Annotated in this window: 7 protein-coding genes and 1 pseudogene (1 of these 8 running past the window's edge); 3 read left to right on the top strand and 5 right to left on the bottom strand. The window is 71.4% G+C overall.

Annotated elements, in window-relative coordinates:
• Window positions 1-388: 388 nt before the first annotated feature.
• The gene (locus tag BX266_RS27645) at window positions 389-1,354 is read right to left on the bottom strand and encodes an alcohol dehydrogenase catalytic domain-containing protein (RefSeq protein ID WP_259464878.1); all 966 of its coding nucleotides are present in this window, start codon (window positions 1,352-1,354) and stop codon (window positions 389-391) included.
• A gap of 1,104 nt (window positions 1,355-2,458) precedes the next feature.
• Between BX266_RS27645 and BX266_RS38905 the strand changes: the two genes are divergently transcribed.
• The 3 genes and pseudogenes from BX266_RS38905 (at window position 2,459) to BX266_RS41255 (ending at window position 4,123) form a co-directional block, all read left to right on the top strand.
• Window positions 2,459-3,457 carry a nuclear transport factor 2 family protein gene (locus BX266_RS38905; protein WP_183096882.1) on the top strand — a complete coding sequence of 333 codons (999 nt, stop codon included), beginning with the start codon at window positions 2,459-2,461 and terminating at the stop codon, window positions 3,455-3,457.
• A gap of 189 nt (window positions 3,458-3,646) precedes the next feature.
• Window positions 3,647-3,823 (top strand): annotated as a pseudogene (locus tag BX266_RS41260) (helix-turn-helix transcriptional regulator); the annotation flags it as partial.
• Window positions 3,815-4,123: a helix-turn-helix transcriptional regulator gene (locus BX266_RS41255; protein WP_120314459.1), complete on the top strand. Its 309-nt coding sequence runs from the start codon at window positions 3,815-3,817 to the stop codon at window positions 4,121-4,123. The pseudogene BX266_RS41260 and the gene BX266_RS41255, both read left to right, overlap by 9 nt.
• Window positions 4,124-4,134: 11 nt before the next feature.
• Here the strand turns inward: BX266_RS41255 and BX266_RS27630 are convergent, their stop codons facing one another.
• The 4 genes from BX266_RS27630 to BX266_RS27615 all read right to left on the bottom strand — a co-directional run.
• A complete protein-coding gene (locus BX266_RS27630; RefSeq protein ID WP_120314419.1) occupies window positions 4,135-5,229 on the bottom strand; it encodes a terpene synthase family protein in 1,095 nt (364 codons plus the stop codon).
• A gap of 105 nt (window positions 5,230-5,334) precedes the next feature.
• A complete protein-coding gene (locus BX266_RS27625; RefSeq protein WP_183096881.1) occupies window positions 5,335-6,171 on the bottom strand; it encodes a type VII secretion system-associated protein in 837 nt (278 codons plus the stop codon).
• Between the two features lie 235 nt (window positions 6,172-6,406).
• Complete coding sequence (locus tag BX266_RS27620; protein ID WP_120314417.1) at window positions 6,407-7,375, bottom strand: helix-turn-helix domain-containing protein; 969 nt, start codon at window positions 7,373-7,375, stop codon at window positions 6,407-6,409.
• Window positions 7,376-7,513: 138 nt separating this feature from the next.
• Window positions 7,514-25,974, bottom strand: partial view of a hypothetical protein gene (locus BX266_RS27615; RefSeq protein WP_120314416.1) — the 3' portion only. 14,725 nt of this gene lie beyond the right edge of the window; 18,461 of the gene's 33,186 nt are visible here — the last part of the coding sequence; the start codon falls outside the window, past its right edge; it ends in the stop codon at window positions 7,514-7,516.

Genomic DNA, 25,974 nt, shown 5'->3' with positions numbered 1-25,974 from the left:
TCTGTCATCAGGTGCTACTTCCTTGATCGGGAGTTACACCGTTCCTTTACAGAGCTCTCTGGGCGTGATCATGCCTGCTGAAAACTCGCCGCGAGGGCCTTTCGGTCCCGTTCTCCGGACGGTCAGCGGCTCGCGCCCGAGACTCCACCACCGATTCAGCTGGTTCAGCGTCACAAGGTGGGCGAAGGACGTGGTCGTCACTGTGTACTTGGGGCTGCGGGGCCCGGCTCCCCGCGCGCGCCAGGCCTTTCCGACGGCCCATCAGGGGTTAAAAGCACTGCACGGGGCAGCAGACGGGGGTCGCGGTCACCGGTGGCGGACCGTCCGGTAGGCCAGACCGGGAGGGTCGGACCGGTCCATCACCAGGATCGGCGGGCGGTGCTGCAGGTCAAGGGATCAAGACCATCCGGAACCGGGCCGCGCCGGCGAGCATCTTGGTGAAGGCGTCGGCCGCCCGGTCCAGCGGGACCGGCTCGACCCAGGGGCGGACACCGGTGCGGACGCAGAACTCCATCGCCGCCTCCGTGTCGGCCGCAGTCCCGGCCGGATGACCGATGACGGTGTGGCCCTCGGCGACGAGCAGCATGGTGTCGATAGCGAGCGGCTCGCTGTCCACGCCGACGACCATGAAGCGGGCCCGCGGGGCCAGGCCGCCGAGCACGGCCGACATGGCGGGGGCGCTGGCGGCGGTCGCCAGGACGACGTCCGCGCCTCCGAGGGCTTGCAGGGCCTGCACCGGGTCGGCCGCGGAGGCGTCCACCACGTGATGGGCGCCTAGGTCCTTCGCCAGCCGGGCCTTCTGGGAACCACGGACGACAGCCACGGTGTCGAGGCCGGAGTGGACGGCGAACTGGAGCGCCAGGTGGCCGACGCCGCCGAGGCCGAGCACTGCGACGAGCTCACCGGGCCGGGCTCCGCTCCGCCGGAGGGCATTGAAGGCGGTGACACCGGCGCAGCCCATGGGTGCGGCGTGCTCGGCGGACATACCGTCGGGGATGGCGGCGAGCGCCTCCTGCGGGACAACGACGTGGGAGGCGTAGCCGCCCGGGTAGGACCAGCCAGGGACCTTGAGCGCGCGGCAGGTGATCAGGTCGCCACGTCGGCACGGAAGGCAGACTCCGCAAGAGCCGCCGAACCACCCCACCGCGACCCGGTCACCGACCCCTGCGGTGGTGCCCTCACCGGCCGCGTCGACGCGGCCGGCGATCTCGTGGCCGGGAACGAACGGAAACGCGACCCCGGGGATGAGCCCGGCGGCGAACATGGCGTCGGTGTTGCAGATACCGGCCGCCTCGACGGCGATGCGGACCTGGCCGCGACCGGGCTCGACCAGCTCGGCCGGGCAGATCTCCAACCGTGCGCCCTGACGGGGAGCCCGGACGACACGCCTGGGCGGAGCGGCGGCACGCCCGGAAACGCGTCCGAGGAAGGGGAGTTCGGCAGGCGCGGCGGGCAAGGGGATGACGGACAACGGGGGCCTCCGTGGCGTGAGAGGGGGAGCTCGGTCGGGCTGCGCCCGCCCACGGCGGACGGGCATCGGGTGCGGAGTGCCGCACAGCGGTCCGGGCTCGGCCGGGAGAGCGGCCGACAGTCGGGGAACACTCATGCAAGTCGCCCAGCCCTCCGCGGACCAGGGTGAGTCGTCTTCTGTGCCCCGCCGGACCATTGACGGGGAGCCGCACGGGCACGATCGCCCGCCGGATCTGCCGGGCAGCACAACTGGACGTCTAGCTTCCAGTCCCGTCTGCACGGCGCGGTTCCCCAGACGGCGTACCTGTTCCGTCCCCGCGCACGGCCGGAGGAGTCCTCCATGGCATCTGTCACGTCCCCGTTTTCGCTCACGCTGCCCCCCGTCCTCGGCCCCGTCGCCGCCGGCGCATCCGCGCGGGCTGCCGAAGACGCTCACGTCGGCGAGCCCTCGCCGTACGACATGTACATCCGACTGGCCGAGCTGACGACTGCGTGGGCGGGTGCCGCCGACGCCCGCGGCGGGTCCCCGGCCGTCGCGGCCTCGGTCGCTGACGCCCTGACGGAGGCCTTGGCCGCCGACTCCGAAGCCGACCGGCGGCCTCACGTGGACTGCGAGGAGCGCACGGCCCGGATCCGGTCGCTGCGTCGGAGCGGCCGGACACTGGCGGCTCTGCTTCCGGCCCTACTCCCGGACGGTGACCCCGTTCCGCGGACTCCGATGGGCGGCCCGACGGCCCCGGGTGCCAACCACGAGGCAGAACAGGCAGCGACCGACAGCGTCATTGCGCAGCTGCGGGCCGCGGTGCCGGCCGGGCCGGAGGATCACATGTTCCGGACCGCCCATCAGGTCACCGAGTGCTGGCTGCACGTCGCCCACACCTGTGCCGCCGCCGGCGTCCAGGCAGCGGGGCGGGGCAACTGGGAGACCGCCGCACGGCAGCTCGACGTCGCCGCTCGTGCGGTCGGACTCGCCATCACCGCAGGGCAGTTGCTCGACCTGATGGACCTGGCGGACTACCATCCCCTGCGCGTCTTGCTCCGCGACGGCAGCGGCGCGCAGTCGCTCGCCGCACGTGCCCTGCCCCGGTCCGTCCGGGCCGCGGCGACCGCGTTGACGTCGTCGCTGGAGCGGGACGGCCGCACGCTGGTGGAACTGCTCGCCCGTGCTGTTCCGGGAACCGTCCCGGTAGTGGCGGGCACCCCGGCCGAGTTGGGATACGTGCGCTCGCTTCGGCTCCTCTCCAAGCGCTGCCAGGAGTTCCTCTTCCAGCACTACCTGCTAGTGCTGGAAGTGCTGGGCGCCGACAACACCGGGTCGCTCGGCTACGCGGTGGCGACGATGGCACACCGGGCCGCACAACCGCTGGTGCCCGAACTCAACCGGGCGCTCCACGACTTCGCGAAGGCGACCGACCTCCAGCACGCCACCCGGGCTGGCGTGATGATCCTGGAGAACGAGCGCAGGGCGGGCTGGGACCCGGCGCCGCCGGAACCCGGCGAACAGATGCAAACGGAATGGGCCGACGAGGTCGTCGCCTCCTACTTCGCCGCGCTGGCGGACCGGGACACGGAGCGCTGGACGGAACTCTTCCACCCCGCGGGACATCTGGTCGGGCAGTCGGGAACCCGCCCGTTCATCGGGCGGCCCCGGCTGAAAGTCTTCATGGACTCGATGCTGTGCCAGTTCACCGCGCTGCAGCCGGAAGTGACGACGGTGGTGCGCACCGGTCCGGCATCCTTCCGCGCGGTGTGGTCGATCAGCGCCGTGCACTACACGGGCCCGGAGGTGACGCTTCGCGGTGCCGAGGAACTGCTGCTGGCAGCCGACGGGCTGATCGTCTCGGCGATCTCCGACTGGAACGCCGCACAGGTGGCGGCGCAGCTGTGGCCCGGAGCGCCGGCAATGCCCTCGCCCAACCCGGCGAGCTTCGACGGGCAGCGCCAGTCCAACGGGCCGGCGGAACGCTGGGACGCGGCCGTCGCCTGACGCCCGTCGGGGCCGCCGTGCACAGAACGACGGAGTTCAGTGCACGGCACACCGCCCGCGCACCTGTGTCCTTCCCTATCGTCTGAGCCACGTCGGATCGAGCGCGACAGTCGAAAAGAGGACGCCATGAGCACCGAGCCCCGCTTGTTGCCCTCCTTGGAACACACGGGAACCCGTCCACCGGTCCAGTTGACCGCTCAGGAACGCCGGATCGCTGAACTCGCCGGTCAGGGGCTGACGAACAAGGAGATCGGCCTTGTTCTGAAGCTGTCCGCGCGAACTGTGGGCACCTACCTCTACGGCGTCTACCCGAAGCTCGGAATCTCCTCCAGGGTCGCCCTCGGCGATGCCCTGGACATGCTGGACGCCCCCACTGCGATCGTGCCCGCCCTTGGCACCGGCTCGGGCGCCGCTCTGCTCAGCCCGGCCGAGCTCCGCGTCGCCCGGGCGGCCGCACGGGGTTTGACCAACCGGGAGGTCGCGGAACTCCTCGGTCTGTCGCCCCGCACCGTGCAGGTCCATCTCTACCGGCTCTTCCCGAAACTCGGCATCGGGTCCCGGGCCGGGTTGCGGGGGGCTCTGCGAGGTTGGCCGTCTGAGGCGACCGACAGCCGGACCCCCGCGGGGTCCGCCGCCCACCGGTCGGGGGAGCTCCGCACGGCCTGAGGGGCCAGACGTCAGCTCACCGACGTGTCCTCGTGCCACCACCGGGTGAACACCGGCCCGTCCGTCCCCGGTCCAGCCTGTCCGGTCCGTGCGCCGACGGACTCCGCCCGACGGGCGAGTATGGCGTCGGGTTCTCCCGGACGGGCGTAGCGGGCGCTGGTGCGGCCGAAGTCCAGGTTGGCGCGAACCCGTTGGCGCAGGGCGGCGATGTGGCGGAGGAGCTCCGGACCAGCCTCCGTTCCGGCCCGGGACGTGGCGTCGAGGAAGCGGACCATCACCGCGTTGCGCATCTCGACGGCGGCCCGGACGGCACCCGCGTGGTCCAGGCCGTGTTCGACGGCCAGGACGTCGACCAGGTTCAACTGGCCTGGGGGGCCGTCGCGCTTCTCCTTGTACCAGCTGAACAGGTCGTTGTCCCAGCCAACCAGGGCGCAGGTCATGTCGGCCAGTGCCCGCACGGCCGGCTGCTCGGCGACCTGCGAGGGCAGGACGTACCCGCCAACCATGTCCAGGAGCACCAACCCTGCTTGTACGGCCCCGTTGTGGAGCCGGAGCAGCAGGTAGTCGTCGAAGGTGGGCCGGACGGAGCCGTCCCGGGTCTGCGCTTCCCAGATGAGGGCCATGAACCACTGACACAGTGCGGCCCGCCAGCGCATCCGCTGCACCGGGTGGCCGAGTTCGCGCACCCTTCGCTCCAGCTCGTGCAGGGCCCCGGCGTGCGGGTCGGCACCGAGCGGCCCCAGGTCGCTGGTGTCGACGACCCGGGCGAGGGCGTGCAGGTACCGGGTCCACTCCGGGAGGGGCAGTGCGGACGGCGCCGCCTCGTCGCAGTACTCGTCGTCGAAGGCGAGCGCCCAGGTGTGGAAGTCCGCAAAGAGCTGCACTCGGGCCGGTTCACCGGACGGCAGGCATCGGGCGGCGAGCAGCCCGGGCCGGGCCCGCTCGGCGGCGTGCAACTGCCACGGGTCGCTGTACAGGGCGTGCGCGCGCAGCCAGTCGACGGTGCGGCGGTCGATGCCGGCGGCGTCCGGGTGCACGGCTTCCGGCACGGGACAGTACAGGCGCGGCGCCTGGGCGTCCGCGGCCGCGATCGGGGCTGGGCTCATCGGAGACCGTCTCCTGCCAGTGGTGGGGGCACGCGCGGGTTCCGGCGGCCGGTCCGGGGCGGCGACGCCCGGTCAGCGGGGTTTCCGAGGGATCTCGGTCCTGGCTCAGGCTGTCACCGTACCCGCGGAGCCCTCGAGTGCGGTACCCCTTCCGGATACGGCTCCGGGGGCCCGGTCCTGGTGGGGTAGGCTGCCTGCCCCGGCGGCGGCAGACGCCAACTCCTCGCCCAGCGATTCGGATTCGACGACCAGACTCACGGCAGCGGTCGGATTGACGACGAGACGGTATCCGGCCGGAAGGCCGGCGAACACGTCCGCGACCGGCTCGAACCGGTATCCGAAGGGCCCGGCGGCACGGGCGAACAACGAGGAGGTGTAGACGGGGATCAGCGGTCCGCCGTCTGGGCCGGTGACCGCGGCCGGCGCACCGTCCGGCCCCGGAACGACGGCGACGGTGGAAATGGCGAGCAGCCGGGGGACGTCCTCGGCCGGACCGTAGCCGGTGACCGCGTTCTGGAGGGCGGCATCGATCCGGTCGACAGGGTCGGGCAGGCCGAGGACCGAGGGCGACGGCCGGTACTCCTCGTTCTCCCGCCACTCCGTCGGGAGACCGGCCCCGTCCGTGCGCCACTCGCCGACCACCGCCCACCTGGGTGGCGTTCCCGTACCGGGCCAGGCCGGGTCGACCAGTTCGACCGACCGGCCCGGGGCAAGCCTGGCTGCCTCCCGCAAGTGTGCGGGCATCTCGGGTACGTCCACGGGAACGGCTTCGGGCTCACCGCCGGGGTCAGCGCTCTCCGTCGGCGGCGGCCCGGGGGGATCCACGGACGCCTGCTCCGCCGGCGGGGCGGGCACGTCGAGTGCGGGCACCACGGGTGTGGTCGAGGGGCCACCGGCCAGGATCGCAGCCACGACAGCGGCGGTGTGGGCGGGGTCGCTCACGGACATCTCCAAGGGGCCGTTGTCGCCATCAGCAGGGGCCCGGATCCCCTGACAAGGCCAAGGGGGTGAACGCCTGGAGCGGCGACCGGACAGGTCCTTCCCGGCTGGCCTCCCGACGCCTTTCGGGGCATGTCCATTCCACGGCCTCGCCCGGATCCGGGGCAACCCCCGAAGCGGGAACGATGGCCCAAGGGGCAGTGCCACTGCCCCCTCCGTCCACGGGCGCGTCCGTACGTCAGCGCGGTTCGCCATCGGCGAGGCGGGAGAGGGCGCGCCAGGCTGTCGGCGACGTCCCGTAGACCGCCCTGAAGGTCCGGCCGAAGCGGTCGGCGCTGCCGAACCCCCAGTGGACGGCGGCCTCGGCCACCGTCGTCGACGGGTTCGCGGCGAGTTCCTCGCGGCAGCGGTCCAGGCGCCGGGCCCGGATCCAGTCTCCGAAGCAGATGCCCTGCCCTGCAAGGACGTTGTAGAGATGTCGACGGGACACGTGGTGCGCCCGCGCCACCTGGTCCGGAGTCAGGCCGGGATCGGCGAGGTGCCGCTCCAGATAGTCGATGACCCGCAGAAACAGGGTTTCGTGCCGGGCTTCCCGGACGGTGCGGTCCTCAGTACCGACCTCGGCGACGACACCGCGGAGCAGCGCCACTGCTGCCGCTGCCGTGGCGGCCGCCCCGATGGGTGTGTCGGTCACCTGGGACGAGGCCATGGCCGCAATGAAGCTAGAGGCGAGGCCTCCGGTGGTCCCGGGGCCACCGAGCGGCCGGGCCACGGCACCGGTAAGCAATCGAGGGCTGAGGGCCAGGTCGTCCCGGGGGACACGGAGGAAGTGCGTGTGCACGCCTTCCTCGAACAGTAGGGTGTAGGGCCGCGTGGTGTCGTACAGACCGATCTGTCCCGGGCCGATGACGGTGTGCCGGCCGTCCTGCACGATCATGCTGGTCCCGGTCGCCTGGACGCTCACGAAGACCCACGGCTCCGCGTCCTCCTTGGCCTGACTCGGCAGGCGGTGCACAGTGGCGGGGTTGGCGTGCACTGTGCTCACCTGGAGCGGTCCTGCCTGGCTGATCTCGACCTCGGCGAAGACCTCCGACGGCCGCTCGGGAAGTCGCAGTTCGACCGGGACGAGGTGGTCGCGGACGGTCTCCCGAAGGGCGTCCGCGCGGTCGAAGAGATCGAAGGTCGCGGTGGACCACGCAACGGTCATGGCCTGCTCCACTGGGCGCACGAGAGGTGATCGGGTCTCGGCCTAGGCTAGCGGGGTGCCTGTTGCGGTGGGGGGCGCCTGCAGCATGAGGCAAACGTCCGCACGCTGGGGACAAAACTCGGCCGGGCAGCGGCGGCGTCACGTCCCGGCCACCGTCGTCGCGCCCGGCCCGACCGAAGCCAGGACCGGCATCGACGAGCCGTCGGCGGATTTCGTCACGTCCGTGCCGCCTGCACCCGGCACCGTACGGGGACCCGGGACCGCTACCCCCGCCGCACCGGCCAGGGAAGCGAAGCCGACCGTCCGTCCGGCGGTGTCGATCAGCGGACGCGCCTTCACCTCGCTGTCCAGCACGCCGGGTACGGACTGCCCCGCGGCGGGAGTCGGCGCCGGGGCGGACACGGGTGCCACAGACACGGCGGGCGTCGCGGTCAGGGTGTGGAGCCGGGTTGCCAGCTTGGCGATCCGCGCTCTGTCGAGCCCCCAGCCACGAAGCGCCTCCCGGGCTTCGCGGACCCTGTGCTGCGCGCGCAGGACGGAGCGGTCCAGTCGTTCCCGCTCCGTGCCTCGCGGGGCGGCCCCCGCCGGACGCGGGACGGCGCCGAGGGCCGCCCGGTCGTCCACCGCCTGGTACAGCTCGTCGAAGGCCTCGGCCAGATCGGCCCAGGCGTGGACGGGGCCCCGGGCGATGGCTCCGGTCAGTGCAGGGGCGTTCTCTGGGACGGCCTGCCGCAGGAGGTGCGCCCAGAGCGCGGCGCGAACGGGGTCGCTCTTGCGGACTGCCGTACCGGCGGGGCCTGGCGCCTCCGGCCGTCCGGAGGCGTCGGGCAGTGCGAGGCCAGGCTCGGCGTCGCCATCGCCGAAGTAGTCCCGGAGGGCCGGGAATTCGGTGGCCGACACGGGGTCGTCGGTCGAGGCGTCTGCGCCAGCCGCAGCTGGCGGGGTGGGGACCGTTGCGGCAGTGGGCTGTCCGGGCGCCCGGGTGAAGGCGCCGGGGTCGGCCGCGTCGAGATCCGTCAGGTCGGCGGCGGTCGGGGTCGGGACGTACAGGACGATCCCGTACGCGACGTCGGCCCGTGCGTGGCGGGGCGCGCTGGAGGGCGGCTGCCAGGTCAGGTGCCAGCGGGCCGTCGGAGTGGCCAGCTGCGTGAAGTCGGCGGACTCCTTCTGTCCGCGTTCGGATCCCGCCCGGGCACCGCTCGTGTCGGCACCCGTCCGGTGGTCCGACGTACCGATGAGGCTTCCGCCCGCGGTGACCATGGGCAGTGCTTCGGCACCGGGTCGGTCTCCCGCGCCGCCGGCCTCGCCGGGCAGCGCGGAGGCACGTCCGCCGACACTCACCCGCACCGTTCCGAAGCCGTCGGCTGCGCTCCGGCGCTGCTCGGTGTGCCGCTGCGTCGTCTTGCTGACGCCGCCCTTCAGGGAGACACCAGTCGGTTCGAGTGCGCTGAGATCGAGGCGCAGCGTGAGGACGCCCGAGGCGGTGGACCAGCCGAGCGTCGGCACGGGGATCTCCACCTCCATTCCGGCGCCTATGAGTTCTGGCAGGGCACCGTTGAGGCCGGTCTCGCTGAAGACCTTCGACAGCCTGGCATCCGACTGCCACATCAAGGAGAGCCAGTCCTGTCGGCCGGAGTCGTCAACCGGTGTCTGCTGCCCCCGGACCAGTTGCTCTGCCAAGCCGCGCAGATCGGCGAGATTCCCGTAGGAGCCGACCGATACCGCGATCAGGTCGTCGGCTCCGAGGGCAATGCCCACTCTGCGGTGGCTCTCCGCGTCCCGTGTCACGGTCAGGGGGCGGCGTGGCACGGCGTGCGCCCGTGCCTGCGCGGTCTCGCGGGGGAAGGTGAGCAGCAGACCGGGGTGGGTCTCCCGCACCTGCCCGGCCGAGAGCGGACGCAGCCCCGCCAAGTGGCCGGTGGGGACCGGCAGGAGGGGCAGGGCCGCCGGGGCGGCGTGGGCCACCTCGTAGTCGACGGTCACCTGAAGGTCGTGCAGGGACTCCAGCGGAACCATCTTGAGGCGGGTCATGGCGAAGCCCGCACTCTCCCGGGCCACGGTGGTCGACGTCCGCAGGCTGCGGGTGCCGACGATCGAGCCCGCGGCGGCCCCGTCCCGGTCGAGGTCGAACGGCGCCCCCGGCGTCATGGTCCAACTCCCGTTCAGGGCTGCGGAGAAGCTGGTGGACTCCGACACCACCTTCAGGGCGGACCGGATCCGCGTCCGACGGTGATCCAGTTGCCTGGTGATCGGCGACGCTCCTCGAGCCGTACCGGGCTCGACCTTGAAGGTGACGGTGAGTTTGACCGTGCTGTCGATGCCGGCCGGGTTCCGGTGCGGAATCACCACGACAGCTCCGCTCATGCCCCAGGCGAACAGGGCAGCCGTGCCGTTCGGGGCGAACATCTTCCTCAATTCGGCGTGAACGGCGTCGAGGTGCGACTTGAAGACCAGCGGTGCCAGGGCGGGAAGCACCGTGGCGGTGAGCATCGTTCCGAGGTCCGGGACGCCGCGCACCTGCGTCAGGTCCAGGCCGTCGCCGCGGAGTACCGCGAGCGGGGGGTGCTGTCCGGCCGGCGATTGCTGCGCCGCGGTCGCTCGGTCGCCCTGGGCCTGCGGCAAGAGCCCGTGCTCGGTGGCGTCCGGAGGCTCCATCAGAACCACGCCCTGAAGCGTCACGTGGGTGCTCGTGCTACCCGGAACGGTGATGAGGGGGCCATTGACAGAAGCTGTCGCAAAGGTAAAATCAAGGTGGAGTTCGGAGTCGGCCACCAGAAGCCCACCCATACCGTTGTTGGTGGCATCGGCGCGGGTGTGGGTCTCAGTTCCCGATCCACTGGGGCTCTGGGTTGTTCGACGTCTCGAACCCGCAATGCGCAGGGTGCCGCCGTTTCCGGTCCCGAAGCCGAGTTCCAGGCCTGCTCCGGCCGTTCGTTGAAGGCCGGTGCTGGTCGACATGGTGGACACCCGGGTGACGTCGCCGAGCACAGTGACCGTGCGGCCGTCCGCCCGACCGAGTGCGGTCGCCTTCCCCAGTGCGGCCCTGACAGACAGTTCCACTTCTGTCGACGTACCCCAAGGGGTCGTGCGGGATTTGAGCCGCATCACCGGGCGTCTGACGCCAAAATCCCGCAGCCGGGCGGTGAGTCCGTGCAGCACCATGCGCAGTGCGGCCCGGTCCTCCTCGTCCAGGGGCCCGAACGGGCTGCCGGCGATCCAATCCTCCACCTCCTTCGCCGCGGCCGCGGTCGGGAAGAGATGGACGGCCTCATGTCCTGCCCACTGCTGGGGTGCCGGGGTCCAGGTTCGGCCGTGCACAGCAGTGGACGGTGCGGCGGTGGGGGCAGTGTCGGTCGACGCCGAGCCGGCATTGACCGGTATGAGCACGGAAGGCAGGGGGCGGCGGACCACCGCTCCCTGGTCCACGGCCGATTCCACCGCGGGCACCGGGGTCGCCGTCCCGTCGGGCCAGACCTCGTCCAAGTGGATCTCGGGGTAGAGCAGTTCGACCCGGACGGGCTGTGCGACAACTGCGCCCCGAGTGGCCCCGCCGTTGGACGCGGGGGCCGGTGGACGAATGGCGGAGCCGAAGATCGGCTCCTCGTGGGCGCTCACCCGAATGATGAAACTGGTGGCCATCCGGGCCGTCCATGGCGTCTTGACACTCGACACCCGCCGGGCGGAGGTCTGATCCGTCGTCGTCAGCGACCAGCCGCGGGCCGCTCCGACCAGCGGCCCGCCGGTGATCGTCGACAGCGGCGGCAGGATCGGCTTCCGATTTCCGAAGGGCAGATCGACGCCGACCGAGAACGAACCGCTATTCTCGCGGCCCAGGCCGATCGGGCTGACGACCGTGGTCCCGAACTCGTTCTCGGTCTGCACGCTGCCGAGATAGACGTCCGTGGAATGGTCCGGTTCGGCCTCCACAGTCACGAACAGGCGCCGGGGCCCGAACGCCGTCTGTTTGACCAGCACGAAACTCTCCGCCCCGACGACCATCGCGTGCAAGCGCACGGCCAACCCGTCCGGCAGCAGGACGCTGGCCAGGACGGTGGCGTTGCCGAACACGTCCGGGGAGTCCGGCAGGTAACCGTCGAACGACTCCCGCACGTACGCAACGACGGCGTCCAGCAGCGCAGCAGTGTGCAGCGGCTCCACGCGGGCGACCACGACGCTACTCGGCAGCCAGTCGGCGAACCGGTCCGGGATGCGCAGTTCCCGACCCGCCGAGGTCCGGGCCCGCCGGTCCACGCTCTCCGTCCGCACCTCCTCGGGGTCGCCGGGAGCACTCGGCGTCTGGCGTCCCACGCGGCCCGCTCCCCTGGCCTGCGAGGCACCGGACGACGCTGAGAAACCAGCCCTCCGGACCTCACCGGGCAACGGGAGCTCCGGGTCGTCGGGCACGCCGCCGAGCGCGCGGGCATCGGCGGCGAGCATGCGCACCCGCACACCTATCCGCACCGGCACGACCGGTGCGGTGGAGGCGGCGCCCCCCGTCCCGAGCACGGACACCTCCATCCGAACGTCGAAGTCCACCACCGCGGTTGCTTCGTCGTCGACGTTGATCTTCTGCGTGAAGACCGTCGTCGCACCGGTGCCCGGCAGGGTGAACTGAGTCGCCTGCTGGCCAGTGGCACTGACGCCCACGCGCAGGACCACTCCCGAGGTCAGCGGCACGGCCCCGCTGAAGACGAAGCCGTACTCGTTGCGGTCCCGCATCGCCGGCGGACGGCTCGGATACTGGCTGAGCGAGGTCTCCAGCTCAAGCCTCGAATAGGGGTCTTCGGCAATGACGATCTTCGGGTTGTGGGCCGTAGCCGTGATCAGGAGCTGGCATGGCCCTTCACCGAGGTCGAGGACGACCGTGCGGTGGCCACCGTGCAGGGCCTCGTGGAACGTCGTCATCAGCTCGGTCACTGACACCGAGGACAGCAGCAGCTCGCGGGACACCCCACCGATCAGGTCCCCGCCGGCAAGGGCGAGCGCCGCCTCCCGAACCCGACCGGCTCCGGTGAGCGTCTCGACCCTGGACAGGGACGGGATGTGGACCGGCGGCCCGAGCCGCCGGGGCACCGGAACGGGCGCGGCGGGCATAGGTGCGGGCATGGCGTCGGAGTCTGTCGGGGACGCACGCAGTGCGCCGACCGCGCCGGCCTCCGCAGTCGTCGCCCCGTTGGAAGCGAGGGACTGCCCCGGCTTCCAGTCGCGGAAGTCTCCTGGCTCCACAGCGGGGATACGGGCAGCGGACGCGCGGGCCAGGGCTGCCCGCAGCTGCGGAGTGTCGACCATCGGACCCTCCCCGGGCGAAGCGCGCCAGCTCCTGGAGGAGCCGCCAAGGCGGTCACCGGCATACCGGGGCGCATGCCGAAGGAGTTCACGCGGGTACCGCAGCAGGAGGCCGTGTCCGACGACGCCCTGACGCTGGACGCTGGGCAGGCCCGGTCGTTCGAGCACCAGGTCGAAGCCCACGTCGTGGAGGAAGTCAACCGAACGGTACGAGGATCCCTTGCTGCCGCGTTGCGTCGAGGCGATGGTCGTGGCCGCCTTGGTCGTCGCGGTGTGCACGATCGAGGAGACCCCCCGCAGGGACCCGGTCACCCCGAGCACCTCCCTGGTCAACAAGGTCCCCGGGCCGCCTGCCGTTTCCTGGTCGAGCGCGACGGTCTCGGTACCGAACACCGCCGTGGTGGTCTGGCGGACCGTCGATTCCTGTGCCCGCACCTCGCGGCTCGCCCAACCCTTCGGCGTGATCCCGAACTTCTTGGGGTCCCGCAGCACCAACCGACCGCGGGGATCGCTGGCCTGCCGCCACCCGCCGAGCCGCAGCCGCAGGTGGAGAACGGTATCGCCGACCCTCAGCTCGACGACGTCGCCCACAGCCTGACGGACCATCGGAGCAGCAGAGCGCTTGTCCCCCAGCGGTGCGAGAGCGGCCCGCAGCGGATGGTCGGCCGCGAGCCCGAGCCCGGTCATCTGGTGCTCCAACGCGGCCAGAAGCCGCCGTCCGACGGGTTCGACGTTCTCCATGCCGATCGCATGCTCGAAGTCCGGCGAAGTGACGTACGGCGGCGGCGCGAATCGCCGGTGGTCGTCAGCGCGGTCGGTGGCCGTCGTGGTGCGGTCGGAGAGAACGACCCGACTCGGCAACGGCCCCTCATCGTCGGTCAGTTCGTCCTCGCCCTCCTCGTCTTCGACACGACAGTCCACATCCTCCTCGTCCTCGTCGTCATGCTCGGCGTCGAGGTCGTCGGCATCAGCTTCCTCCTCGCCCACGGCGGCGCGCTCGTGCTCGGCGTCGGCCCCTCGGTCCGCTTCGACAACGCGCCGGTCGCCGTGCTCGGCAGCATTCCCTGTGCTGCTCTCTCCCTTCTCATCCGTCCGAGGACCGGCGGTGTCCCGCCGGCCCGCCGCGTCGGCTACCTCGACACTTCCGGTCTCGATCACCGGTCCGGGGCCGTCGGCCTCTTCGTCGCCGAGCGGACCCGCGCCGGCTAGCCCGCCGCGGCCGGCCCAGTCCTGGCGGAACTGCGCGGCGAGCTTGGCCAGCACGTCGGGGGTGAGGCCCCAGGCCGCGAGCTCGTCAGCCGCGGCCCGGTACGCGGTAGCTGTCCGGGTGACGGCGAGTTCGGCCTCCCGCACTCGGTCGGCATCGCTTCGCGGCGGGGTGGAGCCGCCCGCGCCCGGATCGGCTCCCCACTGTTGCATCCGCTTGGCGTCGAGGGCGGCCTTGAGGCGGCCGACCGGCGGGCGACCGCTCAGGCGGGCAACCTCGTTGCGGGCTTGGTAGAGCGCCACCAGGGCCTCGGTGTACTCCGTCCAGGCCCTCGCCGGTTCCCGACCGGGTGTAGAGCCGGCGGACGGACGGTCGTGGGCCGCCGCGCGGAGTCGTCGCCCCCAGTCGCGTGCCGTGGCGCCGGCGCCCGGCGTGCGTTGGTCCTCGGCCCAGAGCGGGTCGTGCGTGCTGTCCTCCATGATGTCAGGGCTACCTGCGGCATCCGGCAGAGCCAACCTCGCCTCGGCCCCACCATCCCCGGGCCGGGCCCCGAGCCTGCTCCCCCGGCCGTCCGCGTGACCGGCGGACAGGTCCTTGTCCTTGCCCTTGCGGGTTTCCGGCACCTGTGCTGGTGCGTCGCGCCGCCCGCCGTCGCGCCTACGGCGATTAGAATGGGCTCCCGCCACCACCGCACGACTGTCGGGCGCTCCGCGTGGCACGGTGAGACCGTGGCAGATCCGTCCGCGGTCGGCCTCGGCCGTGACAATGATCGCGGGAAAGGCGCGCGCGGTGGTTGCGTGTAGCGGACGGGCAGCGAACCTTTGTCCGCCGGGAAGTAGCAGCTGTACCGGGCGGCCCGTGACCTCGGAGGCCAGGCGTGCGACGAGTCGGCGGCCGGCCGGGCCGGGCTCGGTGCGGACGAGGTGGCGAAGGAGTTCATCCTTCTGCCGGCCGGTCAACGCAGGAGCGAGTTTCCTTGCGATCCGGGCGACCTCTCCGGCCCGGTCCGCCGCAGTCGCCGCCCGGTCGGGCAGGGAGCCGAGCTTCCGAACCGGCGCTGCGCCGCGATCGTCCCAGGCGTCCGCAGCCCGCTCAGGAGCCGGGGCCGCAGGGTCAGCATGGTCGCGACCGGCGGCGGCAGCCGCCCTGAACTCAGCCAGGGCCGCGACAGCATTGTCCGCCACCAGGTCCCACAAAGGAGTGTCGCCGCGCCCGAGCTCGTCCCGGAGCAGGCCGATTAGCCGCTTACGCAGGAGTGGTGCGGTAGCCACCGTACGAGGATCAGGCCTGCCCTCCCCATGGCCCGGGCAGACCACCGCTGCCACAGCCGACCAGAAGTCGTCGCGCCGCCGCGGGAGGGGCCACACTACGGCCCCTGCCGTCGCCAGGGCGCGGTCCTGCTCAGGGGTGGTCACGGGCGCCACGGTGTCGAGGGACAGCAGCGGCTTGAGGTTGGCCCAGACGGCGAGCAGTTCGTCGGCCTCTTGGGGATCGATACCGAGTCGACGCAGCCCGTCCACAGCTACCGCGAGGTCCTGGCGAAGCCGGCGCAACGTGGGGGACTGCTCCCGGGCTGACCCGGGGGCCAGGGTTTCGGCATCCGACGAGTTCGTCCACTGTTGTGCCTCTTGCTCGTCCTGCAGTTGCTCGGCGATCCGGGCTGCTCGGTACCGGCTCCAGGCTTCCACCCGGTCCTCGGCGGAAGCGGCCGGGTCGCTACCCGGTCCTTCCTGAGCCCGGGCAGTCCGTGCCCAGAGGTCGAGTTGCGCACCCCATTCGGCGCGGGTGACACCGAGCGCGGTGAGGACGGTGTCTCCGTAGGAGGGGGAGATCTCCGGCGCGCGGGAACGCTGACTCGAACGGGTGATGGGCCAAGCGTGCTCGTGCGGGAAGAGGCCGCCCACCGCGACCTGTTCGCGAAGTTGGAGCTCCCCCACCCCGGGCAGCCGCCGGTGGTGGTCGAACCCCGGGTCGAACGCGAGTCCGAGTCGTCCACCGACCGACTCGTCATAGGCGGCTGCCCCGGCGAGGACCTCGTTCAGCGAGTGGTGCCTGACAGAAATCATGTAGCCCGCCGTGGCCAGGAGAAAGAGTCGTGGGTCAAACGAGATGCTGGTGACAGTGCTGATCTTCACGGCTATGTGCATGAGCACTGCCGCGGTGCCCGACGGACCGGTCGACACGATGCCTCCCAGTCCCTGAGCCTCCCGATGAAGGCCTGCCGAGAGAGGAATGTCGGCGTGGTCGCTGCCGTGCTGCCATCTCAGTCGCCCCTTTTTGTCGACGACGAACGCCTGCTCGCGCTTGCTGAGCGGCGGAAACACTGACGCAGCCATCGAAGGGGGAGCGTCCGTGGAGGAGTACCGTCGCCGAACCGGCCGCCACTTTTCGATCGGATCGAGGCGGGGCCCCCACCATTCCGGGCCCAGTGCCGCAGCGTTGTAGATCAGCAGCATCTGCTCCCGGATGTTGCCCCCGGTGGCCACGTCGCGCAGCGTCCTGACATCCGTGCCGACCGCGCCGGGGAATGTCGGTTGCTCCGCGCCGAGCGCTACCAAGAGTTGCACGAGCTCGCGCGCTCCGGCCCCGGAGCCGCTGTCCCCGGCGACCTTCCAGAATGCGCGGGCCAGGTCGGCAACCTGGCGCTCCACCGCGGGGAGGCCCAACAGGAACCGGCCCAGACGCCGCTCGTAGACCACGGCGGCCTCCATGTACTCGATCCGGGCCCGGTCTTCAGGGTCCGAGCGGGCTCCGCTGCCGGGGTCGACGTCGACCGTGGCCCGGTCACTGGTATTCAGACTCGATGTCGGAGTGGTGGTGAGGAAGACGTTGATCCAATGCAGATCGGGGACGTTCTCGCCGGCTCGCTTCCGGGCCGCGAAGGTCTCGACCAGCACGTCGCGCAGGACCTCGACCACCGCTGTGCCCTTGGCCGCCGCCTGTTTGGAGGTCGAGAACAGTTTGAAGGTGTGCGTGGTCACGGTCAGCCGCGGCAGCTCGATGCCCCGCCGGTGGTGGGCGCTCGCCAGATCGGCGTACACCTCCGCGATCGTGCGGAGTTGCTGCGCATCGTCGGGGCTGAAGGGATTGGTGCCTCGGCGCACCGTTACGGCGACCGACTGGCGAAGCCCTCTGCCGTCCTCGTGGCCCGCGCCACCGAGGAGCCGCGGGTCGCCGGGCTTTCCGGTGAGCGGGACCGAGCCCCGGCCAGCCGGATTCGCGGGGTCCATGCCGAGCGCTACGACGCGGCCCCTGGCTTCGGCCCAGGCCGAGGTCCTGTCGGCGTACGCTGCCGATGCGGCCCGCAGTTCCTCGACGGCCCGCGATCCTCCGAGGCGCTGGTGGCCCTGTCCGCGGTCCAGCACGTCCCGCAGCCGGTCGGCCCCCGCGGCCGCCTCGCGGCCCGCCTCGGTGAATTCTCCGAGCACCTCACCGACCGCCTCGTCCTCGGCATCGGCGGCCCTCTGCCGGCTCCGGTCCTCGCGGACGCCATGCGACACCAACTCTTCGATGGGCCCACTTTCCCCGGTCACGGACGCAGTGCTGTCCTGTAGCGCAGCGATGTCGCCGGTCCGCTCCTCCGTGCCCCAATGATCCGCTTCGGGCTCGGCCGTGTCGGATTCGTCGGGGGGCACCTCACCATCGCGCTCCGCACCCGGTACTGCAGGTCCCGTTCCACCGGTCGGCGACCGGCCTGGCCCGCCACCGCCCCGGTCCTCGTCACCGTCCTCGTCACCGTCCTCGTCCTCGTCGTGGTTCGCGTCCTCGGCCTCGTTACTGTCGTCATCGCTGGGCACGTCCACAACCACGCCCCTCAGCCCTGCGGCAGAAGTGTGGGCGGCGAACTCGGCGGGCGTGACCGGAGGCACGTCGGCGGCAGTGAGCGGGGTGCGGGCCGGGCCGAAGCCGCGCAATCTGCCGTTCTGGGTGTCCCAGTCGGCGGCCTCATCCAGGGCAGCCTCCGCGCTGCGACCGGTGGCCGTGGCGCGGGCCACGGCTACCAGCCGCAGCAGGGCGTAGTCCGGAAGGTAGTCCGATGCGCCGATGGATTCCTGTTCCAGGCTTCGGGCGGTCTCCAGGATCAGGTGCGTGTCGTCGAGCCCGGTGGCGTCGATGAGGCTCTCGCTCTCGCGGACAGCCAGGAGCAGTCGGTCGAGGGAGACGAGCGCGTCCTCGTCGGTGAACGGCTGGATCGCGAGATGAGGCTCCACAGCCTGCCCGAGTCGGCGAATCTCCGCGCGGACGTCGGACCGGTCGGCGAGGTGGGCGCCGAGCAGCCGGTCGGACTCGGTCACGGGACTCGAATGATCACCCTGGCTTGGGAGGCCGACCTCGTCCTCCCAGGACACCTTGCGCACCGGGCGGGGGACGCCGCGCCGCGGGCCTGCCTCGGCAGGGCCCGCCTGCCACGAGGCGGCGCTGCCCTCAGCGAGACGCGCGGAGGCGAGAGCAGATTTCACCTGCCGCGGGGCAGCGCTACCCTCAGCGGGACGCGCGGAGGCACCGGTCTGGACCATCCGCGTCAGCGCCGAATCCAGCACGGTCCGCCGGCGCTGGTTCCACCGCTCGGTGTACAGGTCTGCCGCGAGGCCGGCCAGCCGAGCGCGGTTCAGCCCCCACGCCGCCAGATTTTCCTCGGCCAGGTGGACGGCACGCCGGGCATCGGTGAGCTTCTGCTCCCGGAGATTCTCCTCCTGGGCCCAGTAGGCCCGCTCTTCGCTGCTCTGGTCGGGCGGAGGGTTCTCCCGCTGGGCCCGTAGACTCTCGCGGCTGTCGGAAGCCTTCCGCCTCTCGTCGAGCGCGTCAGTGAGGACGTTCCAGGCTGCGACGGGTCCGATCGGCGCGTTCTCGGCACCGGACACGTGCGCGGTGTTGTGGCGCGCGGCGGCGCGGCGAAGCTTAGTGGCCCAGGCTTGGGACCACTCCCCGTCGTCGCTCTCGGGACCATCCGGCATTCCCGTCCGGTCGGGCATGGCAACGAGGTGGTCGGCACCGCCGTCGCGGAAGTGCTCGGCGAGTGCGTCCCCGTCGTCGGCTGTCCGGCGCCCGCCCGCTCGGCTCCCGCTCTGCGACATCCCCGCCTCGTCCGTCCAGGCGGAGCCGGTGGCTGCCGGCCGGGGGGGGATTGGGTGGAGAAAGGCATCCGGGTCGGACGCGGTCAACGAGGACAGCGGCCCGGTGAGGCGTTCGGGGACGTAGAGGACGACCGCCTCGTCCACGACGGTGACCTGGGCGTGGCTGGCCGTGCCGGAACCGGGTTGCCAGGTCAGGTGCCAGACGGCTTCGTGGGCGGTCATCTTCTCGTAGGTGAGGCCCGACTCCTTCTGCCCGCCTTCGGCCTGGACGCGGTGCCCACCGGTGTCGGAGGCAACCCGACTGTCCATGACGAGAACGGGCCCCACGCCCGCCGAAATCGACGGCAGTGCTCCCGGCAGTGTCCCGGGATCGAGGTCGCCAGCGCCGGTAGGGAGGAAGGATTCGCGACCGCTGATGCCGGTGCGCTGGGACACGTTGACCGACCGGAGAGATCGACGCCTCTCGATGTGACGGCTCAGGGTCTTCCGCGTGGACTCGGGGAACGAGACATCGACACTCCGCAGCGCAGGAAGGTCCAGGCGGACCACCAGGCGGCCGGTCGACAAAGGCCCGAAGACCTCGGGAACGCCCATCTCGATCACCATGCCTTCACCGAGCAGTTGGGGAAGGAAGGCCGCGAGTGAGGTCTCCGTCAACGCCACCGATAGCCTCACGTCGTTCTGCCACATCGAGGTGAGCCAGTCCTGGTGCGCCCGTTCGGAGCGCCCGCCCCGAATCAGCTGCTCGGCTGCCTTGCGCAACCCGATCAGGTCTCCGAAGGAGCCGAGGTTGACGCCGTGGAGCAGCGGAGGAGCAACCGCCACCCCGTGACGCTCAAAGGGCGGCACATTGCGGTCGATCTGCGACGGCATCCGGGGCTGGACGGCATTCGCGCCCGTGGCGGTGGTCAACGGGAAGGTGAGTGCCAAGCCCGGCAGGATGCGGCTGACCGATTGGCGCACCGGCGGGGGAACGGCCTCCGCGGTCGTCGGCGTCGTGCCACCGGTCGTGCCGGTGGCCGACGGCTCGGGGTGCCGGATGCCGGTCAGGCCGGACAGGAACCCGGCCGGCAACGGGACACCGGGCATGGTGACCGACGGCGAGGTGGAAATCTCGAAGTCGACGTCGACCGCGAGCCCGTGGGTGCTGTCCAGCATCGACTGTTTGAGCCTGACCACCGCGATGTTCCACATTTCCTCGCTGACGGAGACCTGTGTGCCCGCACCAGTGGTGCGGGTGTAGGCGCCGCTGATCGAGGCGTCCCGATTGGCGTCGAAGGGCGCCCCAGGGCTGCGCGTCCAGTTCGCCATGCCGGTCATCGCGAGCGAGGTGTTGCGGGCGGCTACAGCCGTACTGACGACCGAGCCCAGGTTCCTGCGCTCACTGAGGCGTGGTACCGAACTGAGCCCCAGCGAATGGGAGCCGGCGATCCGGAAGGTCACGCTGGCCTTCAGCAGAGTCTGCCCGCCCCCCGGCGTGCGGTAGGGGAAGAGGAGGACCATCTGGTTGAGGGCGGCCGTGAACATCGAGCCGGTACCGGTCGGCGTGAACAGCTTGGCGAGCTCGGTGTGGACGAGGTCGAGGTGCCCCGGAGCAAGATGTGGGCGGAGGACCGGGAGCACGTCCTCCCGGAGCATCCCCGTGAGGTCGGGAACCTGGAGGACGCGCGCCAGGTCGAGTCCGTCACCGCGCAGCACCGCAGCGCTGGGAAACGTCGGACTGTCCGCGGCCGGCAGCGGGGGGCGGACGGTCTCGGGGTGGTCGGGGACGATCAGCCCGCGCGGTGCCGCATCCGAGGCGCCAAGCATCACGAGTCCCGTCGCTGTGGCGCTGTGATTCTCGGCTGCGCCCCCAGGGGTCGGCGGCTTGACCGTTCCGGGAAGCGAAGCCGCTCCTCGCACGGGGCTGAGCGAGAACTCCAGGTGGAGCACCGAATCCGCGAAGACGACCGTGCTCGGGCTGAAGAACAGGCTGTCGTTCCGACCCTGTGCCTCGATGGAACGGCTCTGGGGCTCCTGTTCCGTGCTCCGCTGAACGACTCCGGCCCGCAGCGTCCCGGAGCCCGGGGTGTGGAAGGCGAACTCGAGCAGCCCGCCGCTGGTGCGCTGAGCGCCCGAGGACGTCTCGGCCGTCGCGATTCTGGTGAGGTCGCCCTTGAGGGTCATGGTAATGCCCGAGGTGGTACCCAGTGCCGTGGTCCTGCCGATGCGCGCCTGCACGTTCAGCTGCACCCAGGTGTCGGTCTCCCAGAAACGACTCCCCGCCCGCAGGAGGAACAGCGGCTGGGGGAGCGTCAGATCCCGGAGGTGGGTGCTGAGCCCGTGCATCCGCATTCTCAGCGCCGACCGCTCCTCGGGCGTGAGCTCGGGAAGTCCGCGGTCGCGCAGCCAGCTCTCCAGGCCCTTGATCGCCGCGCCGGTGTGGAAGAGGTGCATGGCCTCGTCACCGCCCACGTCGCCGGCCACGGGGTGCCAGGTGGGCGCGGCAGCGCCGGGCGAGGTCGTCGCGGTCGCGGGGCGGCGCACGGCACGACCATTGTCACTCGCCGACTCCATCGAGACGGAGGGAACGAAGGCCCCGGTCTCCGGGTCTTCCTCGTCCAGCTGATCCTCCGGCACGAGGAGCCGGACACCGACCGACACGGGTTCGCTGGCGCTCGGGGTGCCGGGTCCGGCCTGGGCGTCGGCCTCGGTGTCCTCGTTCTGTTCACGCGGTGCCGCTGGCGTCCCGTGGCCCGGCCGTGGACCGGTCTGGGCGGGGGCCCGCCGGCCGGGCGTCGTGGCCGGCAGCGGGAGGTCGCTGAGCGGGACCATCTCGCTCCCGTCCGTGTCAGCCTCATCACCGTCCGGTACGACCTCCTCCGCCCGAACGCGGAAGACGAAAGCGGTGGACATCCGCGCGGTCCATTCGGTGCCAATCGCGGAGATCCGGCGGCCGGCCCGCTGGTCCGTCCTGGTCAGGCTGCGCACGTCGCCGATACCGTCGGTCACCCCTGTGTAGATCGAGGTGAGCAGCGGTGTGAGGGAGCCCGCGTTGCCGACCGGCACGTCGAGCGTTCCGAACCGGGCGACGGAGTCATCGCGCGCGGTCGTGAGATCGACCTGGGAACCGGCGGCGAACTCGTTCTCGGTGAACAGGCTCTGCTCGTAGGTGGCGTTCGTGTGGTCGGGCTCGGCCTCGACCACGAGGAAGAGACGTCGCGGCCCACGCTTGGTCTGCCGGGTGAGGACCAGCGTCTCCACCCCGCTGATCATGGAGTTGAGCCGGACGGCCAGCCCCTGCGGACGGAGGGCCGCGGTGAGGAGGTACGCGTTGCCGAACTGCTCAGTCAGGCCGAGGGCCTTCCGCCCGCGGCCGACCGGACTGCCGTCGCCGGTGTCCACCGGCGGCAGATAGGCGGCATGATGCGTCCGCAGATAGCTCAGGACGGAGTCGAAGAAGACGGTCGCCTGCTTCGGGTCCACGCTTTCGACCAGGACGCTCTGCGGCAGCCAGGCGCCGTAGCGTCGGGGTATCGCCAACCGGCGCCCGGGTGCCGTGCGCGCGGCGCGGTCGACGCCGTGGGTCCGGTCGTGGCCGTGGTGCCGCGTGTTCTCCTCGTCCTCGCTGCCAGTGCTGCTCGGCAGGGCCTCCGTGGCCGGGCCGGACACGGAGGCCGACCGGGTTCCGACCGCCTTTCGGGCATCCGAGGTGAGCATGCGTACCTGGGCCTTCACCCACACCGCGGGCTGAGCGGAGAGCGGCACGTCCCTGGCCGACAAATCGGACAGGCGCACCTTCACGTCGAACTCCACCACGGAGGTGTGCTCGCCGTTGACGTTGACCTTCTGGGAGAAGAAGGTCAACGCGCCCTGACCTGCCTGTGTGTACTGCACCGCGCGCTGGGCCGTTCCCGTTAGCGCGGGCCGGACGACGACCGGACCGAACGGGATCGGGCCCGACGCGGTGACGCCGTACTCCATGCGGTCGCGGCGGCCGACCGGGCTGCCCACACCCTGGATGTGGACGATCTCGTATTCGAGATGAGAGTAGATGTCCTCCTCCACGACCATCCGGGGGTTGTGCGCCGTGGCGGTCAGTTCCAGGGCCGTGGACCCACCTGGCAGGGTGACCAGCGGGGTGCGGTAGCCGCCCTGCAGAGCCTCATGGAGCCCCGTCATGAGCTCCAGGACCGAAATGGACCCCAGCACGACGGTGCGGGTCTCCGGGTGATACGCCTCCACACCATCGATGAGCTCGGTGGCCGCGAATCGGACCCGCTCCGCACCGACAAGCGTCTCGATCCGGGACAGGCCGTTGATCTCCACGGGCGGTCCGACCACCGCCGGGCGGCCTGGCTCGCGCCCCGCAGGAACGGCCCCCCGGTACGGGTTCGCGGCGTCGCCGTCGTCCTGGGTCGCCTCGCTCCGGTCCGGGCCCTCCCCTACCTCGTCGTTGCCGGGATCCCATTCGCTGAACTCGGCGGGGTTCGCGGTCGGGCCCGTTCTGCCGGTGGCGGCGCGGTCCAGGGCGGCACGCAGCTCGTCGGTGTCGGCCTGGCGACTCCTCTTCGTGGCGGGCCAGTTGCGGGATCCGCCGCCGCGCGGTTGGCCGTCCTTGATCGCCGTGGACTGCAGGATCTCGCGCGGATACCCCATCACCAGGGCGTGTTCGACGATCCCGTGTGCCTGGCGCGGCGACTTGCCGTCGCTTTCGAGCACGAGATCGAATCCCACGTCGTAGAGGAAGTCGACCGAGCGGTACGAGGAACCCTTGCTGCCTCGCGAGGTCATCGCGATGGTGGTCGCCGTCGTGGTGCGGGTGACCGCCCCGAGCGACGCGACGGCCCGCAGGTTCGCGCCAATGCCCATGTTGTCCTCGGTGAGGACGGCACCCGCGCCGATCGTCGTCTCCTGGTCCATCCCCAGCGTGACGGAGGACGTCGTCGGGGTGATGACGCGGGTGTCGGTGATCTCCTGGCGCCGCTGCTCACTGCTGGACGACAGCTGAGGATCGAGGTTGAAGACGGTTCGGTCGGGAACAACACTCCGTCCCCGGGGGTCCGTCAACTGGCGCCAGCCGCCGAGCCGGAGCCTCAGGTGGAGGGTGGTGTCCCCGACCTTGAGCTCCAGCACGTCTCCGACGGCCTGCCGGACGAACGCTGCGTCGTCGCCCGACTCGGCGAGCTTCTTGAGGTGCCGCCGCAGCGGGTGATCGACGCCCAGACCGAGCCGGTCCAGTTCATGGCCGACGGCGCCGAGCAGGACACCGCCGACCAGGTCGACGTTCTCCATGCCGACCGTCTGCCGGAAGTCCGGGCTGGTGCTGTAGGCCGGCGGCGCGAACCGCCGGGTGAGGTCCGCCCGGTCCGCGTCGGTCGTGGTGTCCGGGGCGGTGGAGGGCGTGGGTCCGGGTTCGGCCGGCGAACCGCCCGGCCCGTCCTCAGGCCCGTCGCCCGGCCCGTCCTCAGGCCCGTCGCCCGGCCCGTCCTCAGGCCCGCCGTCCGGCCCGTTCTCCGGTTCGTCGTCCATCCGGTCCGCTGCCGCCGTCGCCGTGCGGTCTGGCTCAGGCTCCGGCGCGGTTTCGCCTGCGGTGCTCCCCATGACGGCTGCTGCCACGCCGCCCCGGCGTGAACCTCCCCGGAGGCCCGGCACAGTAGCCATCCTTTCGTCGAACCTGGCCTTGATCTGGGCGCGGACGCTCGAGCCCAGGCCCCAGGCCCGCGCGTCTTGCTCCGCTTCATTGAAGCGGTCCTCGGCCCGCTCCAGTTCGGCCCTCCCCTCCGAGAAGTCCGGTTCCGATCCGCTGCTGTGGTTCCGCTGGTGCCGGGCGTGGTCCTCAGCCGCCCTCAGTTGCTCGTCCACCTCGTCCAGGTGTGCCTCGGCGTGCTCGAGCGCCGCCCATGCCTCCATCGCGGTGGTAGGCCGATCGCGGTCTGCCCTTTGCCCCACGGGGTAGACCGCCTTCCTGTTCGCCCGCTCGTTGATCAGAGAGGCGAGCAGGGCACGCCGCCCGTCCACGTCGAGCGGCCCGGGCCGCGTGTCGCCGTCGGGCTCGGCGCGGACGGGGGGGTCCTGCCGTTCGCCGCGGTCCGCGTCGGCCACGGCCGGATCCTCGTGGCTGGACCGAACGGTGCTCGGTACCGGGGACGCGACCTCTGGGTCACTCCCGACGGTGCGCGGTGCCGGGGCCACGACCTCCTGGACGCCGGCCTCCTCCGCGTCCTGCCGCCGTGCGTCCTCGAAGGCCCAGTGCTGTCCCAGCTCCCGACGCAGTTCCTCCGCCCGGTCAGGGTCGACTCCGACCTCCTGCAGTCCCTCACGGGCAGACTCGATCTCGGCGAACGCGGCCTCGAAATTCGCCGAACGGCGTCCCCTCTCCTCCTCCGAACCGCCAGTGTTGAACGCAAGCAACTCAAGTGCCGCACCCGCACGCATCCTGCGATACCAGGCCTCCAGCACCCTCTGTGCTTGCGGCGAGGACGGGTCGTCCACTCCGGCGATCTCCAGCAGCCTCGACTTCCAATGGTTCGCGCGCCGGCTTGGGTCCGCGGCTCGCCGGGCGGTCCGGCCCGACCGGCCGCCGATAGGAGACGCGTTGGCACGTCGGCCCGTGTCCAGCTCCGACGACTCGCTCTCGGCGTCGCTGGAAGTCTCGCTCCCGGCGTCGCTGTCGGTGTCACTGTCGGCGTCGGGGTCGCGGTCGGCAACGCGTTCGATGCGGACATCGCGGTTCGGGTACACGGACTTGGCGCCGCTGCCAGGCTCTGGGCCACTGGCAGTCAGGGATGCCTGCGCTGCCGGCGCGGGCCGTTCCAGCACCTGCGACAGGGGCGGGGGCTCCACACCGTATTCGGGGGCCAGGTCTTCCAGTTGACGACTGAGCGCCATCTCGAAGACCCGCTGGACAGCACGCGCCCGCTGCATCCCGTACTCCGACGACCAACTGCCGCTGCCGTACGACCGCCGCTCCGCCGGACCGCCACCGCCCACCGCACGAACACGCGGCAAGCGACGCCCGGCCACCTCCGCCTCCAGCACCTCCCTGGCAA

The organism is Streptomyces sp. TLI_171, assembly GCF_003610255.1.
Lineage (GTDB): Bacteria > Actinomycetota > Actinomycetes > Streptomycetales > Streptomycetaceae > Kitasatospora.
The sequence above is the reverse complement of the archived record's forward strand: the minus strand, read 5'-3'. Positions and strand labels throughout refer to the sequence as shown.

Coding starts and splice junctions, on each gene's coding strand:
- BX266_RS41255 (WP_120314459.1), top strand. CDS start 3,815: ATGCTGGACGCCCCCACTGCGATCGTGCCCGCCCTTGGCACCGGCTCG.
- BX266_RS27630 (WP_120314419.1), bottom strand. CDS start 5,229: ATGAGCCCAGCCCCGATCGCGGCCGCGGACGCCCAGGCGCCGCGCCTG.
- BX266_RS27620 (WP_120314417.1), bottom strand. CDS start 7,375: ATGACCGTTGCGTGGTCCACCGCGACCTTCGATCTCTTCGACCGCGCG.